Source organism: Stenotrophomonas sp. TWI819, from assembly GCF_039673075.1.
Classification (GTDB): Bacteria; Pseudomonadota; Gammaproteobacteria; order Xanthomonadales; family Xanthomonadaceae; genus Stenotrophomonas; species Stenotrophomonas rhizophila_B.
The window spans coordinates 31,727-48,060 of the sequence record NZ_JBDJKY010000009.1 but is presented as its reverse complement, the minus strand read 5'-3'; the positions used below and the strand labels follow the sequence as shown (position 1 = coordinate 48,060).

General features: G+C 66.0%; 12 protein-coding genes and 4 tRNA genes. 7 read left to right on the top strand and 9 right to left on the bottom strand.

What is annotated here, in order from left to right:
* Positions 1 to 13: 13 nt before the first annotated feature.
* From ABE463_RS13160 to ABE463_RS13145, 4 genes are all read right to left on the bottom strand, one after another.
* Positions 14 to 89 (bottom strand) — tRNA-Lys (locus ABE463_RS13160).
* Positions 90 to 169: 80 nt separating this feature from the next.
* A tRNA-His gene (locus ABE463_RS13155) sits at positions 170 to 246 on the bottom strand.
* A 35-nt stretch (positions 247 to 281) separates the two neighbouring features.
* Positions 282 to 358, bottom strand: a tRNA-Arg gene (locus ABE463_RS13150).
* Positions 359 to 403: 45 nt separating this feature from the next.
* Positions 404 to 480 (bottom strand) — tRNA-Pro (locus ABE463_RS13145).
* Between the two features lie 178 nt (positions 481 to 658).
* Between ABE463_RS13145 and ABE463_RS13140 the strand changes: the two genes are divergently transcribed.
* Positions 659 to 1,417 (top strand): Bax inhibitor-1/YccA family protein, encoded by a 759-nt coding sequence (locus tag ABE463_RS13140; RefSeq protein ID WP_123728491.1) that lies wholly within the window; start codon positions 659 to 661, stop codon positions 1,415 to 1,417.
* A 47-nt stretch (positions 1,418 to 1,464) separates the two neighbouring features.
* Here ABE463_RS13140 and ABE463_RS13135 read toward each other — a convergent pair whose 3' ends face one another.
* From ABE463_RS13135 to grxC, 5 genes are all read right to left on the bottom strand, one after another.
* A complete protein-coding gene (locus tag ABE463_RS13135) occupies positions 1,465 to 2,388 on the bottom strand; it encodes a LysR family transcriptional regulator (RefSeq protein ID WP_346468480.1) in 924 nt (307 codons plus the stop codon).
* Positions 2,389 to 2,451: 63 nt separating this feature from the next.
* Positions 2,452 to 3,150, bottom strand: a complete 699-nt coding sequence (locus ABE463_RS13130) for an isochorismatase family cysteine hydrolase (protein ID WP_346468479.1) — start codon at positions 3,148 to 3,150, stop codon at positions 2,452 to 2,454.
* A gap of 211 nt (positions 3,151 to 3,361) precedes the next feature.
* Positions 3,362 to 4,369: an isocitrate dehydrogenase gene (locus tag ABE463_RS13125; protein WP_121042973.1), complete on the bottom strand. Its 1,008-nt coding sequence runs from the start codon at positions 4,367 to 4,369 to the stop codon at positions 3,362 to 3,364.
* Between the two features lie 408 nt (positions 4,370 to 4,777).
* Positions 4,778 to 5,170, bottom strand: a complete 393-nt coding sequence (locus ABE463_RS13120; protein ID WP_346468478.1) for a carboxymuconolactone decarboxylase family protein — start codon at positions 5,168 to 5,170, stop codon at positions 4,778 to 4,780.
* Positions 5,167 to 5,466, bottom strand: a complete 300-nt coding sequence (gene grxC, locus ABE463_RS13115) for a glutaredoxin 3 (protein ID WP_019185813.1) — start codon at positions 5,464 to 5,466, stop codon at positions 5,167 to 5,169. Before grxC ends, ABE463_RS13120 begins: the two co-directional genes overlap by 4 nt.
* Positions 5,467 to 5,607: 141 nt before the next feature.
* Here grxC and ABE463_RS13110 point away from each other — a divergent pair, with 141 nt between their 5' ends.
* The 6 genes from ABE463_RS13110 (at position 5,608) to ABE463_RS13085 (ending at position 16,319) form a co-directional block, all read left to right on the top strand.
* On the top strand, positions 5,608 to 7,248 hold the full coding sequence (locus ABE463_RS13110) for a M48 family metalloprotease (RefSeq protein WP_346468477.1): 1,641 nt from the start codon (positions 5,608 to 5,610) through the stop codon (positions 7,246 to 7,248).
* 122 nt (positions 7,249 to 7,370) lie between these two features.
* Complete coding sequence (gene phoB, locus ABE463_RS13105) at positions 7,371 to 8,060, top strand: phosphate regulon transcriptional regulator PhoB (RefSeq protein ID WP_123728486.1); 690 nt, start codon at positions 7,371 to 7,373, stop codon at positions 8,058 to 8,060.
* 98 nt (positions 8,061 to 8,158) lie between these two features.
* Complete coding sequence (gene phoR, locus ABE463_RS13100) at positions 8,159 to 9,499, top strand: phosphate regulon sensor histidine kinase PhoR (RefSeq protein WP_346468476.1); 1,341 nt, start codon at positions 8,159 to 8,161, stop codon at positions 9,497 to 9,499.
* Positions 9,496 to 11,577, top strand: a complete 2,082-nt coding sequence (gene ppk1 / locus ABE463_RS13095) for a polyphosphate kinase 1 (protein ID WP_346468475.1) — start codon at positions 9,496 to 9,498, stop codon at positions 11,575 to 11,577. The genes phoR and ppk1 overlap by 4 nt, the downstream gene beginning before the upstream one ends.
* Before the next feature lie 76 nt (positions 11,578 to 11,653).
* Positions 11,654 to 13,180 carry an exopolyphosphatase gene (ppx, locus tag ABE463_RS13090; RefSeq protein ID WP_313209572.1) on the top strand — a complete coding sequence of 509 codons (1,527 nt, stop codon included), beginning with the start codon at positions 11,654 to 11,656 and terminating at the stop codon, positions 13,178 to 13,180.
* A gap of 229 nt (positions 13,181 to 13,409) precedes the next feature.
* A complete protein-coding gene (locus tag ABE463_RS13085; RefSeq protein WP_346468474.1) occupies positions 13,410 to 16,319 on the top strand; it encodes a TonB-dependent receptor in 2,910 nt (969 codons plus the stop codon).
* Positions 16,320 to 16,334: the final 15 nt, after the last annotated feature.

The window sequence follows — 16,334 nt, the reverse complement described above, 5'->3', positions numbered from 1 at the left end:
ATGGCTTCTGTCTTGGTGGGCTGTCAAGGATTCGAACCTTGGACCTATTGATTAAGAGTCAACTGCTCTACCAACTGAGCTAACAGCCCTGAAAACTCAGGCGCACATTGTAGCGTGTGTGCTGCCTTTTGCAACCCTGATTCACTCTCGGTGAACCAGTTTGAATCAGTGGGGTGGCTGAGGGGACTCGAACCCCCGACCACCGGAATCACAATCCGGAACTCTAACCAACTGAGCTACAGCCACCACTGAAAACCTTGTCTCCTACCGCTTGCACCGGATGGTGCGCCCGACAGGAATCGAACCTGTAACCGCCGGCTTAGAAGGCCGGTGCTCTATCCAGTTGAGCTACGGGCGCTCGGTCCGGATTGTCGCACTCCAATCCCGACTTGAGCAGCGGGCTTGGTCGGGGTAGAGGGATTCGAACCCCCGACATCCTGCTCCCAAAGCAGGCGCGCTACCAGACTGCGCTATACCCCGGCGGTTTGTTTCCCTCCGGGGTTCCCCCCGAAAGAGCCGCCTATTGTGGGAATCGGCATGGCATCTGTCAACGGTTTTCACACATCAATTCACATGTCGTCATTGCCGATGGCGGCTTCGGCTATGCTCGGGGCAGCGGCCGGAGGGCCGAACCCCTACCCCATCAAGGAGATTGGCAATGCGCAGCGGCAATCCCGCACTTTCCGAGTCCACCTTCCTCGACCTGGCCAGCGGCTCGGTCGTGGCCCGCCCCGACCAGGCGATGACCATCAACGGCACCGTCAACAAGACCGGCGTGTTGCTGTTGCTGACCGTGCTGACGGCCGCGTTTGCGTGGAGCCAGTCGGTCGATGCGAACGGCCTGCCCACCTCCAGCGCCATGCTGTACACGCTGGTTGGTGCGATCGGCGGCCTGGTACTGGCCCTGGTGACCGTGTTCAAGAAGGAATGGTCGCCGGTCACCGCACCGATGTATGCACTCGTCGAAGGCCTGTTCCTCGGCGCGATCTCGGCGATGTTCAATGCCAAGTTCCCCGGCATCGTGATGCAGGCGGTGATGCTGACCTTCGGCACGATGTTCGTGATGCTGGCGGTGTACCGCAGCGGTCTGATCAAGGTCACCGAGAACTTCAAGCTGGGCGTGGTGGCGGCAACCGGCGGCATCGCGCTGCTGTACCTGGCTTCGTTCGTACTGAGCTTCTTCAACATCAACGTGCCGATGATCCATGAAGGCGGCTGGATGGGCATCGCCTTCAGCCTGTTCGTGGTGGTGGTGGCCGCGTTGAACCTGGTGCTGGATTTCGACTTCATCGAAACCGGCGCCGAGGCACGCGCACCGAAGTTCATGGAGTGGTACGGCGCGTTCGGCCTGATGGTCACGCTGGTGTGGCTGTACGTGGAATTCCTGCGCCTGCTGTCCAAGATCCAGCAGCGCTGAGCCACGCGCCCGCAGCGAGATGACGAAGGCGCCGCAAGGCGCCTTTTTCATGCCTCCGGTACGGCTGCGCGCAACTGCTGGAGCGCGGTGTAGTGCCGGGCCATGAAGTCGGCCAGCGCGCGCACTTTGGGCGCCAGCTGGCGTGCGTGTGGGTACACCGCATAGTAGTGGCGGCGCCCCGCATGATGCTGCGGAAGAACACGCACCAGACGGCCATGCAGCAGATCGTCCTGCACGGTCAGGCGGGTGAAGGCGGCGATGCCCTGCCCCGCCAGCACGGCCGCGTACAGCGCCGGGATGGCATCCACACGAAGCCGCCCGTGCGGATGGATCTCGCTCTGCACCCCGCGCGCGGAGGTCAGTGACCACGCGGCCGGCCCACGCGCACCCGCGAACCCGATCAGCGCATGCCGGGCCAAGTCCGTCGGCTGGCGCGGCAGCCCCCATTGCGCGATGTAGCGTGGCGATGCCACCAATACCATGTCGGTAACGGCCAGTTCGCGCGCCACCAAGGTACTGTCGGCCAGCGGCCCGGCGATGCGCAGGGCCATGTCGAAACCGCCACCGATCAGGTCGACCAGACGATCATCGCAGGACAGATCCAGCTCGATGCCGGGGTACTGCTCCAGGAATGCAGGCAGCCATTGCGAGAGTTCCAGGGTGCCGATCACCAGCGGTGCACTGACCCGCAACAGCCCGCTGGGTGCGTCGCGATCGGCCTGCAGGCGCTGTTCGGCCACCTCCAGCCGATCCAGGATATCCACACAGTCCTGGTAATAGGCCCGCCCGGCTTCGGTCAGCGTCAGCCGGCGGCTGTTGCGATCCAGCAGGCGTGACCCCAGGTGCGCTTCCAGCTGGCGCAGCTGCCGCGACATCGACGAATGGGTGGTGTCCAGGCGCTCGGCGGCGGCGGTGAAACTGCCGGCGTCGACGATGCTGCGGAACGCTTTCATGGCGGAAAACTGGTCCATCTCGCTCCCGTGCAGCGGCCGGCACCTGTGGCGGTGCCGGCAGCATACCAAGGCCGGTGCAGCTCAGCGGACCGGCAGCGCCAGGATCTGATCGGTGCTCAGCACGGTGCCGTAGGTGTCTTCGATGCTGGCCAGCGCGGCGGCGTGCAGGCTGGCATGCCCGACCCGACTGCCGTCGTGCAGGTCCAGATCACGGCTGGCGGTGGCGTCAGAGGACACGATCACGTTCAGGCCCTTCGGCGCGGCATCGCGGGCGGCACCGGCGACGCAGGCATGGGTCTGCAGGCCGGCGATGATCAGCGTGTCGATCCCGGCGTCCTTCAGCGCCTGCTCCAGCACCGGGCCGGAGGCACCAGCGAACACGCTGACGTTGTCCTTGGCGATCACCTGCTCGCCCTTGCGCGGCTGCATCTGCGGGTGGAACTGGACCGTGCGGCCGCCTTCGGCGAACAGCGGCGCCCCGGCCGGCAGCACGTGCTGGACGTGGATGACCGGGATCTTGTGGGCATCGGCGAAGTCCACCAGACGGCGGGTCTGGGCCAGGGCGGCGTCGCCATCAGGGATGGGCATGCGGCCGCCGGCGAAGTACTCGTTCTGGAAATCGATCACCGGCAACGCGGTCTTGCCGGCCGGCAATGCGCTCGCGTCCCGCGCGCCCGCCATGTGGCGGATGGTCGGGTGAGCCGGCTCGGCAGCGGGCTGGGCGGACGCGGTGGCGACACCGAGGATGCCGGCCAGGCCGATCAGGGAGGCGAAGTTCATGGGAAAGCTCCTGCTGTGGTTGGGATGGCGTGCATGGTGCGCGCTGGATCCGTGCAGAAACAGCCAGCTACCTGAACACCATCTGTGCATTTTTCGCACAGATCGACAGATAACCCTCCCCTGGGAATCGCCATCGAACCCGCCATTGAACAGGCAACAAAAAAGCGGGGCGCCGAAGCGCCCCGCTTTTTTGAATGACCCGCAGGCGCCCTTACAGGCGGCTGGCGATAGCCTGGGCGAAGCCCATGGTGTTGCCGGTGCCGCCCAGGTCGCCGGTCAGCGAATCCTTGGCTTCCAGCGTGGCCACGATGGCCTTGCGCAGGCGCTCGGCGTTCTCGACCTGGCCGACGTGGTCCAGCATCTGCGCAGCGGCCAGCAGCAGCGCGCACGGATTGGCCTTGCCCTGGCCGGCGATGTCCGGCGCGGTGCCGTGCACGGCTTCGAAGATCGCCGCGTTCTCACCGATGTTGGCGCCCGGGGCCAGGCCCAGGCCGCCGACCAGACCGGCACACAGGTCGGAGATGATGTCGCCGAACAGGTTGGTGGTCACGATCACGTCGAACTGTTCCGGACGCATCACCAGCTGCATGCAGCAGTTGTCGACGATCATTTCCTGGAACTCGATGTCCGGGTACTTGGCCGCCACTTCGCGCGCCACGGCCAGGAACAGGCCCGAGGTCGACTTGATGATGTTGGCCTTGTGCACGGCGGTGACCTTCTTGCGGCCGGTGCTGCGGGCCAGCTCGAAGGCGTAGCGCACGATGCGCTCGGAGCCCTTGCGGGTGATGCGGGTGCCGGAGAAGGCGGTCTCGCCATCGGCCGACACTTCCTGGCCTTCGGCCAGGTAGGCGCCTTCGGTGTTCTCACGGACGGTGATCAGGTCCACGCCATCGCCGAAACGCGACTTGGTATTCGGGAAGGACACCGCCGGACGCACGTTGGCGTACAGGTCGAAGTGGCGACGCAGACTGACGTTGATCGAGGTGAAGCCACCACCGACCGGCGTGGTCAGCGGGCTCTTCAGTGCGATCTTGTTGCGTGCGATCGACTCCAGCGTGGAGGCCGGCATCAGATCGCCGTGCTTTTCCAGCGCGACCAGGCCCGCGTCGGCGTCTTCGTATTCAAAGCCGGTGTCCAGCTTGCCGAGCACGAACAGGGTAGCGTCCATGATCTCCGGGCCGATGCCGTCACCGCGGATGACCGTGATTTTCTGCGTCATTGATGTGTATTCCGAACCGAGGGGGAGCGCCATCCGTGAGGTGCGCAAAGCGCGGGCGCAAGGGAAGTTTCATCGGCAATTATGCCTTAGCCGGGGCAGACGTCCCAACTAGACCATTGGCGCAGCCCGGCAACGGCACAATTGCCCGCGCATTCCTCCTCTACCCCCGCCTGTCGGCGCGCCCCTGCAAACCGCGAAGCGGTTTGCCCGCGCATTCCTCCTCTACCCCGCGCCTGTCGGCGCACCCCTTCAACAGAAGGGGCTTTCCTCCAGAGGCATTGCTATCCGGGTTGCTGAACGGGGTCTCGCACCTGAACGGTGCGCCACCGGAAGCGCCGACATCGCTGGGGCGCCGAAGCAGCCGACCAACGGTCGGCTCTACCGCGGCGGGGCCATCACGGCCCCGGCTCAATGCTCGTGAACGGCCGGCGCTTCGGCGCCACCTTCGAGCTGATCCAGGAAATCCACGGCGCGGCGCAGGTGCGGGATCACGATCGAGCCGCCGACCACCAGGCCGACCGAGAAGGTCTCGAAGAACTCCTCGCGGCTCACGCCGGCGTCCTTGCACTGGGCCACGTGGTAGCTGATGCAGTCATCGCAGCGCAGCACCATCGAGGCGACCAGGCCCAGCAGTTCCTTGGTCTTCACATCCAGCGCGCCGGCCTGGTAGGTCTGGGTGTCCAGCGCGAAGAACCGGCGCACGACCTGGTTGGGTTCACCCAGGATGCGCTGGTTCATGCGCTGGCGGAACTCGGTGAATTCGGCGATGCGGTCCTTGCTGCCGTCGTCGGCCGTGCTCATGCCGGGTCCTGCCCGGCCAGCAGCGGCTCCAGCTTGCCGGCACGGTGCAGCGCCATCATGTCGTCGTAGCCGCCCACATGGACCTCGCCCACGAAGATCTGCGGCACGCTGGTGCGGCGGGTCTTGGCCATCATCTTCTCGCGCTCGACCGGGTCCAGGTCGATCCGGACCTCGGTCCAGTCGCGGCCCTTGCTCTTCAGGAAGTTCTTGGCGGCCACGCAGTACGGGCACACCGCGGTCGAGTAGATGGTGATGGCGGGTGCGCCACCGGGGGTGGAAACAGCATCTTGGCTCACGGGAAACTCCACAGCGGAACGTTGGTCTGTATATGGTAGCGGTCCGCTGGATTTTCCACGTCACCACCGCAACACTGTGGTTTAACTGCAGGTTGCACTGGCCCTGTCACGCTGTCGTCCGTCTTCCCCCAGGAGCTCCGTTTGCGCCCCTTGCTGCTCTCTGCCGCGTTGACCCTGGCTTTGGCCGTGCCGCTGGCCGGGGCCCAGGAAAGCAAGCTGCCGGACATCGGGTCCTCGGCCGGCGAACTGCTGACCCCGGCACGGCAGGCCGAGTACGGCGGGATGATGCTGCGCGAACTGCGCAACTACGGCTATCTGCTCGATGACCCGCTGGTCGATGACTGGCTGCAGACCATGGGCGCCCGGTTGGGCTCCAACAGTGCCCAGCCGCGTCAGTCCTACACCTTCTTCATGCTCAAGGACCGGCAGATCAACGCCTTTGCCACTCTCGGCGGCTACATCGGGGTCAACGCGGGCCTGGTGCTGACTGCCGAGCGCGAAGATGAGGTGGCCGCGGTGCTGTCCCACGAAATCGCTCACGTCACCCAGCAGCACGTGCTGCGCGGTGTCGAACGTGCCCAGCGCGACCAGATCCCGATCCTGCTCGGCATGCTCGCCGCGATCGTGGCCGCACAGCAGGCCGGCGGCAATTCCTCCGGTGATGCCACCATGGCCGCGATCACCTCGGGCATGGGCCTGATGCAGCAGCGCCAGATCAATTACACCCGCTCCAACGAATCCGAGGCCGACCGCCTGGGCATCCGCACACTCGCCCGCAGCGGCTACGACGTGGATGCGATGGCCGGCTTCTTCGAACGCATGTCGGCCTCGATGCGTGGCAACCAGGGCGGTTACAGCGTCCCGGATTTCCTGCAGACCCACCCGGTCACCACCACCCGCATCAGCGAGGCCAAGGCCCGCGCCGAGCAGATGAAGAAGGACACGGTGCTGCTCACCACCGAGGTGCCCGGCGGGGTCCGCCAGGAGCGGGTGAACCCGTCCGATCCGGCCCTCTCCGATCCGCTGGTGCGGCGGAGCAATCCGCTGCTGCCGGCCTCGATGCAGATTTCGGTCAACGCGCTCAGCCGCGGCAGCACGGGCCAGTTCGAGTGGGCACGCGAGCGCCTGCGCGTGCTCAGTGCCGATACCCCTGGCGATGTCATCCGGGAATACGAAAGCCTGCAGCGCGCGCAGAAGAACGGGCTGACCGAGCCGCAACGCTACGGGCTGGCCCTGGGGCGGCTGCGCAACAGTGCCGCCGCGCAGGCCACCCGGGACCTGGGCGAGCTGCTGCGCGACCACCCGGACAATGTCTGGGTGGCGCTGGCGCTGGGCGAGGCCGAGTCCCGCGGCGGCCAGCCGGTGCAGGCCAACGCCCGGTTCGAAACCCTGATGCGCCAGCACCCCGGCAGCCGCCCGGTCGCGTTGACCTATGCGGCCATCCTCAATGAACAGGGCGGGCGCGAGGCCGGCCAGCGCGCGCAGGCGATGCTGCGCCCGATGCTGTCGCAAAGCGGCAATGATCCGGTCTTCCAGCAGCGCTTCGCCCGCGCCAGCGAACTGGCTGGCGACACCACCCGGGCCAGCGAGGCCTACGCCGAAGCCGCGTACCTGAGTGGCCGCCCGGAGCAGGCGCTGATCCAGCTGCAGGCCTTGAAGCGGCAGCCGAACCTGGATTATGTCGGCCGTGCCCGGGTCGATGCCCGGATCGAGAGCATCACCCCCACGGTGCTGGAAATGCGCCGGCAGGGAATCGACGACCCGGAGCTGGACCGCCGCTGAGGCGCGCCCGGATGACGGTGGGATGGCGGCCGACGACGGTAACGGCCCCCTCGTCACAAACCTGTCATGAAACCGTAGTCTACTGAGCTCAATCCCGATCTGATGAGCAATACGGTGGGCACGTGCAGAAACGCATCCTGATCGTCGATGACGAACCCGCGATCCGCGAAATGGTCGCCTTTGCCCTGCGCAAGGGCGATTACGACCCGATCCATGCCGGCGACGCGCGTGAGGCGCAGACCGCCATCGCCGATCGCGTCCCGGACCTGATCCTGCTGGACTGGATGCTCCCGGGCACCAGCGGCCTGGATCTGGCCCGGCGCTGGCGCAAAGAAGCCCTGACCCGCGAAGTGCCGATCATCATGCTCACCGCGCGCGGGGAAGAGAACGACCGCGTCGGTGGCCTGGAAGCGGGTGTGGACGACTATGTGGTCAAGCCGTTCTCGGCGCGCGAGCTGCTGGCCCGCATCCGTGCGGTCATGCGCCGCGCCCGCGACGATGACGAAGATGGCAGCGTCGCGGTCGGTACGATCCGCATCGATGGCGCCGCGCACCGCGTCTTCGCCGGCGACCAGCCGGTGCCGATCGGTCCGACCGAATACCGCCTGCTGCATTTCTTCATGACCCACCCTGAGCGCGTGTACACCCGCGCCCAGTTGCTGGATCACGTGTGGGGCGGCAGCGTGTATGTGGAGGAGCGCACCATCGACGTGCACATCCGCCGCCTGCGCAAGACGCTGGAGCCGTTCGCCGCGGAGAACATGGTGCAGACCGTGCGCGGCGCCGGCTACCGGTTCTCGACGTCCACCTGAGTCTCGTCGGGCCGGCCCCGGGCGCGCATGCCCGGTTCCGGCCACTCCTGCTATAACCTTGGATCGAGTCCGAGGACCGCACTTTCTGCGAGACCGCAATGCCCCGCCACATCCGTTCTGCCTGGTTGAAAACGCTGGCCACCCTCGCCGCCCTGCTGCTCGCGGCCGGCGTGCTGGGCCTGGCAGTCGGACATGTGTGGATGTGCATCGCACTGGCCTCCATCGGCGCACTGGCCTGGCATTACTGGCGGCTGCGCCGGGTGCTGCGTGGCCTCACCGCGCGCCATCGCTGGGACATGGGTGACGGCACCGGTGTATGGAACGAGCTGGACCGCCTGCTCTACCGCAACCAGTGGGAAATGCGCACGCGCAAGCGTCGTCTGCTGGACATGCTGCGCAGTTATCGCGCTGCTGCGGCCGCGCTGCCGGATGCGGTGGTGGTGGTCGACCGCAACAGCCAGCGCGTGCAGTGGTTCAACGAAGCGGCGACCTCGCTGCTCGGTCTGCACCACCCGGGCGACCTGGGCGAAGCGCTGGTTGAACGCCTGCAGCCGATGCCGCTGGCGCACTGGCTGGCCGGTGGCCGCAATGCCGAACCGATCCTGGATGTGCCCTCCCCGGTCGACCCGGCGATCCGCCTCAACCTGCGCCTGATTCCCTACTCGCCCGATTACTGGCTGCTGATCGCACGTGATGTCAGCAAGCTGCTGCGGCTGGAACAGGTCCGCCGCGACTTCGTCGCCAACGTCTCGCATGAGCTGCGCACGCCGCTGACCGTGGTGCATGGCTACCTGGACATGATGGATCCGGAGGACTTCCCCGGCACCGGCCCGATGCTGGAGGAGATGCGCAAGCAATCCCAGCGCATGGCGCAGCTGGTCGAAGACCTGCTCACCCTGTCGCGGCTGGAATCGCAGGAGCACACCGAAGCCGAAGCCGTGGCGATGACGCCGATGCTGGCCACGCTGCGCCGCGAGGCCGAAGCGCACAGCCAGGGCCGTCACCAGATCAGCATCATCGATACCGCCGGTGTGGATCTGCAGGGCTCCAACAAGGAACTGCACAGCGCGTTCTCCAACCTGGTCACCAACGCGGTGCGCTACACCCCGGCCGGTGGTCGCGTGGAAGTGGAGTTCGCGCGCGAAGGCGAAGTTGTGGTGCTGTCGGTACGCGATACCGGTTACGGTATCCCGGCCAACCATCTGCCGCGCCTGACCGAACGTTTCTACCGCGTCTCCAGCAGCCGCTCGCGCGAAAGCGGCGGCACCGGGCTGGGCCTGTCGATCGTCAAACACATTCTCGGCCTGCACCACGCCCGCCTGGAGATCCAGAGCGAGGTGGGTAAAGGCAGCACGTTCTCGTGCCATTTCGATGCCGACCAGGTGCGTGCGCGCAACGAGGTCGTCTCCCTTCCTTCTTCTGAAGACTTTTCCGCATGAGCACTCCTGTTCCCGTCGCCGTGCCTGTGGACGGCGATCCGCTGCGCGATCCGGCGCTGTACATCAACCGCGAGCTGTCGCAGCTGGATTTCAACTTCCGCGTGCTGGCCCAGGCCATGGACCCGCAGGTGCCGCTGCTGGAGCGCCTGCGCTTCATGTGCATCTCCTGCACCAACCTGGACGAGTTCTTCGAGATCCGCGCGGCCGCGGTGCGCCATGCGCAGGAGTTCGGCCTGCCGCCCGCGCCGGACGGCATGACCCCGCAGGCGATCCTCAACGCCATCCATGACCGTGCCGCGCAGCTGGTGGACCAGCAGTACCGTTGCTGGAACGAGACCCTGCGCCCGGCACTGCATGACGCCGGCATCGACGTGCTCGGCCGGCACTCCTGGAACCATCGCCAGAAGCGCTGGCTGCGGGCGTATTTCCGCAACGAGATCATGCCGGTGCTGTCCCCGCTCGGCCTGGATCCGTCGCACCCGTTCCCGAAGATCCTCAACAAGTCGTTGAACATCGTGGTGGTGCTCAAGGGCACCGACGCGTTCGGTCGCGCGGGGCATCTGGCGATCGTGCGTGCACCGCGTTCACTGCCGCGCATCATCCAGCTGCCGGAAAAACTCGGCGGCCCGCAGACCTTCGTGTTCCTGTCCTCGGTGCTGTCCACGTTCGTCGATGAGATGTTCCCGGGCATGGAAGTCCAGGGCGCGTATCAGTTCCGCGTGACCCGCAATTCCGAACTGGTGGTGGACGAGGAAGAAGTCGAGAACCTGGCCCTGGCGCTGCGCGATGAGCTGGTCGACCGTGGCTACCGACCGGCCGTGCGGCTGGAGATCGCGCAGGACTGCCCGCGCGACATCGTACGCACCCTGCTGCAGAACTTCGGGCTGACCGAAAACGCGGTCTACCGCATCGACGGACCGGTCAACCTCAACCGCGTGGTCCAGCTGTACGACGTGATCCAGCGGCCGGACCTGAAGTACCCCTCGCTGAGCCCGCGCGTCCTGCGCGACAGCGATGGCATCTTCGAGATCGTCGCGCGCCGGGATGTGCTCCTGCACCACCCCTTCGATGCGTTCACTGCCGTGCTGGACGTGATCAAGCAGGCGGCAGTCGACCCGAACGTGCTGGCGATCAAGCAGACCCTGTACCGCACCGGCAAGGATTCGCTGATCGTCGATGCACTGATCCAGGCCGCACGCAACGGCAAGGACGTCACCGTGGTGGTCGAGCTGCGCGCGCGCTTCGATGAAGAAGCCAACCTCGGCCTGGCCGACCGCCTGCAGGAAGCCGGCGTGCAGGTCGTCTACGGTGTGGTCGGTTTCAAGACCCACGCGAAAATGCTGCTGATCGTGCGCCGCGAAGGCCGCAAGCTGCGCCGCTACGTGCATCTGGGCACCGGCAACTATCACAGCGGTACTGCGCGGGCCTACACCGACCTGAGCCTGATCACCGCCGATCCGGACATCGGCAACGATGTGCACCTGCTGTTCCAGCAGCTGTCCGGGCTGGCCCCGCGGATGAAGCTCAAGCGCCTGCTGCAGTCGCCCTTCACCCTGCACCCGGGTCTGCTGCAACGGATCGAGCGCGAAACGCGCCTGGCCGCCAGTGGCCGGCCGGGGCGGATCATCGCCAAGATGAACGCCCTCAACGAACCCCAGATGATCCGTGCCCTGTACGCGGCCTCGCAGGCGGGCGTACAGATCGACCTGATCGTGCGCGGCGCCTGCACGCTGCGACCCGGCGTTCCTGGCGTGTCGGACACCATCCGGGTGCGCTCGATCGTGGGCCGCTTCTTGGAACACAGCCGGGTCTACTGGTTCGGCAATGACGGCGCCTCGGAGCTGTTCTGCGCCAGCGCGGACTGGCTGGAGCGCAACCTGCTGCGCCGGGTCGAGACCTGCTTCCCGATCCTGGACCCGGAACTGGCGCGCAAGGTCTACCGCGACGTGCTGCAGAACTACCTGGACGACAACCTCAACGCCTGGGAACTGCAGGCCGACGGCAGCTACATCAAGTGCACGCCGGGGCACGACGAGCCCCCGCATTCGGCGCAGATGGCCCTGCTGCAGGGTCTGTAGCCTGCGACCCCGCGTCGCATCCCCTGTGAAGGCGGTGCGGTGACGCGGGGCCCCTGCCTTCGGCTAACATTCGCCCATGCCGCATACCTCCACGACTCCGCCCGCTTTGCAGGATGGCGACCTGCTCGCCGCCATCGACCTGGGATCCAACAGTTTCCACATGGTCATCGCGCGATACACCCTCGGGCAGTTGCGGGTGGTCGACCGCCTGCGCGAGACCGTGCGCATGGCCGATGGCCTGGATGGCAAAGGCGGCCTGTCCGCCGAGGCCCGTCAGCGCGCGCTGGAATGCCTGGCCCGGTTCGGCCAGCGCATCCGTGCGATCCCCTCGGTACGCGTCCGCGCGCTGGCCACCAACACGGTGCGCCAGCTGCGCTCGCCGCAGGCCTTCCTGATGCCGGCTGAAACCGCGCTCGGGCATGCGATCGAAGTGGTCAGCGGCCGCGAAGAGGCGCGTCTGATCTACCTGGGCGTGGCCCATGCGCAGCCGCCCAAGGCGGACCAGCGCCGGCTGGTGATCGACATCGGCGGCGGCTCCACGGAATTCATCATCGGCCAGGGCATGCAGACCCTGGAGCGCGAAAGCCTGCAGGCCGGCTGCATCGCCAGCACGCGCCGTTTCTTCCCCGGCGGCAAGCTGAGCAAGAAGCGCTGGAAGGACGCCCTGACCGAAATCGGTGCGGAGTTCCAGCAGTTCGCCAACAAGTACCGCGCACTGGGCTGGCACGAAGCACTGGGGTCCTCCGGGACGCACAAGGCGATCAGCGAAATCTGCGCCACCATGAAACTGAGCAAGGGCGCGATCACCGCTGAGGCGTTGCCGCAGCTACGCGATGAGCTGCTCAAGGCCAAGCGCATCGAAGACATCGACCTGCCCGGCCTCTCCGCGGATCGTCGCCCGATCATCGCCGGTGGCATCCTGGTGCTCGAAGCCGCCTTCCAGGCACTTGGGCTGCAGAAGCTGCTGGTCAGCAAGGCCGCGATGCGCGAGGGCATTCTCTACGACATCCTCGGCCGTGCCAGCGAGAACGACCTGCGCGACGAATCGGTCGCGGCACTGACCCAGCGTTACGGCATCGACACCGTCCAGGCTGATCGCGTGGAAAGCACGGCGATGAACCTGCTCGCCCAGGTCGAAGAAAGCTGGCAGCTGGATCCGGACGATGCCCGCATGCTCGGCTGGTCCGCGCGGCTGCACGAGCTCGGCCTGATGATCGCGCACAGCGGCTACCACGTGCATGGCAGCTACGTGCTGGAGAACTCGGACATCGCCGGTTTCTCGCGGCAGGAACAGCAGCTGCTGGCCGCGCTGGTGCGCAGCCATCGCCGCAACATTTCCAAGTCCGCCTTCGATGCACTGCCCGAACGTCTCCTGCAGCCGGCACGGCGCATGACCGCGCTGCTGCGCCTGGCGGTCCTGCTCAACCGCGCGCACGAAGACACACCGATGCCCGCACTGGAACTGACCGCCGACGACGCACGCTTGTCGCTGATCCTGCCGCAGGCGTACATCGATGCGCGTCCGCTGCTGCGCGCGGACCTGATCGGCGAAACCGAGGGCATGGCTGGCCTGGGTGTGCAGTTCCGACCCTTCGTCGCCTGACGTTTTTACCTGCTTCGTAGCGTGCATCTGCAGCAATTTCCAGGCTGAATTCGCAGAATGCCGAACCCGTGAATTATTTGTGAGAACACCCTCACATCTCCCTCATGGAAGCTTAACCAATCGATCTACTCTCGGGACACCGGCCTTCACACGGCTGGATTTTTGAGGAAGGCGGTACTTGGGTCCGCCGACCTCTTGGACGTCGTTCCGATAAGAGAGAGAGTCGATCATGTCTTCATCCACCACCCCGTTGGGGCAGGCGATCCGCCTTGCCCTCGTGGCCGGCACCGCTGGCCTGGCCTCCACCGCCGTCCTCGCCCAGGACGCCACCCCGACCACCCTGGACCGCATCGAGATCACCGGGTCGCGCATCCGCCAGGTTGATGTCGAATCCGCGCAGCCGGTGCTCGCGATCAGTCGCGCCGATATCGAACGCCAGGGCTTCAGCTCGGTCGCTGACATCCTGCAGAACCTGACGGCCGTCGGCAGCCCGGCACTGAGCCGTTCCAACGTGCTCAGTGCCGGCGAGACCGCTGGCGGCACCTATATCGACATGCGCAACCTGGGCGCGCAGCGCACCCTGGTGCTGATCAACGGCAAGCGCCTGGGCATCACCACCAGCGGCTACCAGGACATCTCCAGCGTGCCGGTCTCGGCGGTCGAACGCATGGAAGTACTGAAGGACGGTGCCTCGGCGATCTACGGTTCCGACGCCATGGCCGGCGTGATCAACATCATCACCCGCAGCAACGTCAGCGGCGTCACTGCCAACGTCTACCACGGCCAGTACAGCCAGGGCGATGGCGCCCGCGACAGCATCGACGTGGTGGCCGGCTGGTCCAACGACCGCGCCTCGCTGACCTTCTCGGCCGAGCACACCGAAGAGAAGGGCGTGTGGGCACGCGATCGCTGGTTCAGCCAATTCCCGAACACCACCCGCCACTCGGGCGACAACTGGACCCAGATCAGCCAGTGGGGCCAGATCAACGGCCTGAAGGGCCCGGGCTGCACCGCCACGGCAGGCTGCAACTACTCGCTGGATCGCGGTACCGACCCGACCAACCCGGCCAACTACCATCTCAGCGACCTGACCCCGTTCACCGGCGATGTCAGCAACGCACAGGAGCAGATGCACCTGATCTCGCCGCTCAAGCGCGATTCGCTGTTCCTGGATGGCCGGTTGGAGTTGACCGATGACATCCGCCTGACCACGCAGCTGGGCTACAACAAGCGCACGTCCACCCGCCAGATCGCCGGCTATCCGCTGCAGTCCGCCACCGCAGGCATCGGGCCGATGTCGGCCGACAGCTGGTTCAACCCGTTCGGCAATCACCACGGCTATGAGAAACCCACCGACATCGCCTGGAATCGCCGCACCTGGGAGGTCCCGCGGGTCAGCACCAGCGAGCTGACCACCTGGCGCGCCGTGGCTGCGCTGGAAGGCAGCTTCGAGGTCGGCGAGCGCTACTTCGATTGGGAAGTGGGCTATCAATACAACCGCAGCGAACTGCTGCAGACCTCCACCGGCAACCTCAACAAGGAACGCGTCAAGAACGCGGTCGGCCCGTCTTACTACAACGAGGCGACCGGCAAGGTGGAATGCGGCGTTCCCGGCGCGCCGATTGCCGGCTGCATGCCCTGGAATCCGCTGGTGCCCTACGGCAGCAACGACCCCAATGGCCTGACCGGTAACCAGGCGCTGATCGACTCCCTGTTCCCGCCGGAAATCTCCCGCGGCAAGACCACCACCCGCAACGCGTTCGCCAGCATCGCCGGTACGGTCATGACGCTGCCAGCCGGCGATCTGGGCTTCGCCTTCGGCGTGGAAACCCGCAAGGAGGCCGGTGAGTTCATTCCCGATCCGCTGGCCCAGAGCGGCGCCACCACCAATCTGGCCGCCGGCCCGACCGGCGGCGGCTACAAGGTCAACGAGGCCTACCTCGAGCTCAGCGTGCCGATCCTGGCCGACCTGCCCGGTGCGCGTGAGCTGAGCCTGAGCGCGGCCACCCGCCACTCGGACTACAACACCTTCGGCACCACCCTCAACAGCAAATTCGGCTTCAAGTGGAAGCCGATCGAGCAGCTGCTGGTGCGTGGCACCTGGGCGCAGGGCTTCCGTGCGCCGACCATCTCCGATCTGTACGGCGGCGGCTCGGAGACGTTTACCACCAACTACCGCGATCCCTGCGATACCGTGTACGGTGCCTCGGCCAGCAGTGCCGAGGTCCGTGCGCGCTGTGCCGCCGACATCGCCAATGCGGACAGCTACCGCCAGCTGCGCCAGGGCGGCGTGCCGATCACCAGCAGCAGCGCCCAGACCCCGGTGCCGTTCACCAACGGCTCCAACCCGGATCTGCAGCCGGAAACCTCCACGAGCCGTACCCTGGGTCTGGTCTGGAGCCCTGGCTTCGTGCCCAACCTCAACGTGGCGCTGGACTGGTGGAAGATCCGCATCGACAACACCATCGTCAACGATCATCCCAACGACATGCTGCGCGACTGCTATGAGCAGGGCATCGCTTCGCGCTGCAGTGGCTTCACGCGCGATCCGGTGACCGGCATCGTCGACACGTTGAAATACGGCAAGCGCAACTCGGGCTTCCTGGAGACGGAAGGCTACGATCTGGAGCTGAGCCACCATCTGGATACGGACTACGGCAAGTTGACCACCGGGTGGTCGACCACCTATGTCAGCTCCTACCTGGAGCGCACCACCAACGACGCTGACGTGGCCCCCGAACCGAGAAACGGCATCGGCAGCGGCTTCCGGGTGCGCTCCAACCTGACCCTGGGCTGGGACGTGGGCGACTTCGGGGTGAGTTGGACCGCGCGCTATTACTCCGGGGTCAAGGAACGCTGCCTCAACGCGAAGACCCGGCCGGACGAGTGCTCCGACCCCGGTGTGCAGGCGCCGTGGTTCGCCGGTACGCGTGACTACAATCAGCGTGGTCCGGTGACCTTCCACGACGTCCAGTTCCGTTACAACCTGCCGTGGGATGCGACCGTCTCGGTCGGTGCCAACAACGTGTTCGAGAAGTACGGCCCAATCATGTACAGCCAGCCGAACTCCAACTTCTCCTACTACGGTGGCTACGACATCGGGCGTTTCATGTACATGAAATATCAGCAGCGCTTCTGATCGCCGCCGGGTAAC

Bases quoted from the DNA above. Each gene is read 5' to 3' on its own strand.
- ppk1 (WP_346468475.1), top strand. From the start codon at position 9,496: ATGAGCACTCCTGTTCCCGTCGCCGTGCCTGTGGACGGCGATCCGCTG.
- ABE463_RS13140 (WP_123728491.1), top strand. From the start codon at position 659: ATGCGCAGCGGCAATCCCGCACTTTCCGAGTCCACCTTCCTCGACCTG.
- phoR (WP_346468476.1), top strand. From the start codon at position 8,159: ATGCCCCGCCACATCCGTTCTGCCTGGTTGAAAACGCTGGCCACCCTC.
- ABE463_RS13135 (WP_346468480.1), bottom strand. From the start codon at position 2,388: ATGGACCAGTTTTCCGCCATGAAAGCGTTCCGCAGCATCGTCGACGCC.
- ppx (WP_313209572.1), top strand. From the start codon at position 11,654: ATGCCGCATACCTCCACGACTCCGCCCGCTTTGCAGGATGGCGACCTG.
- ABE463_RS13125 (WP_121042973.1), bottom strand. From the start codon at position 4,369: ATGACGCAGAAAATCACGGTCATCCGCGGTGACGGCATCGGCCCGGAG.
- ABE463_RS13120 (WP_346468478.1), bottom strand. From the start codon at position 5,170: ATGAGCACGGCCGACGACGGCAGCAAGGACCGCATCGCCGAATTCACC.
- ABE463_RS13130 (WP_346468479.1), bottom strand. From the start codon at position 3,150: ATGAACTTCGCCTCCCTGATCGGCCTGGCCGGCATCCTCGGTGTCGCC.
- ABE463_RS13085 (WP_346468474.1), top strand. From the start codon at position 13,410: ATGTCTTCATCCACCACCCCGTTGGGGCAGGCGATCCGCCTTGCCCTC.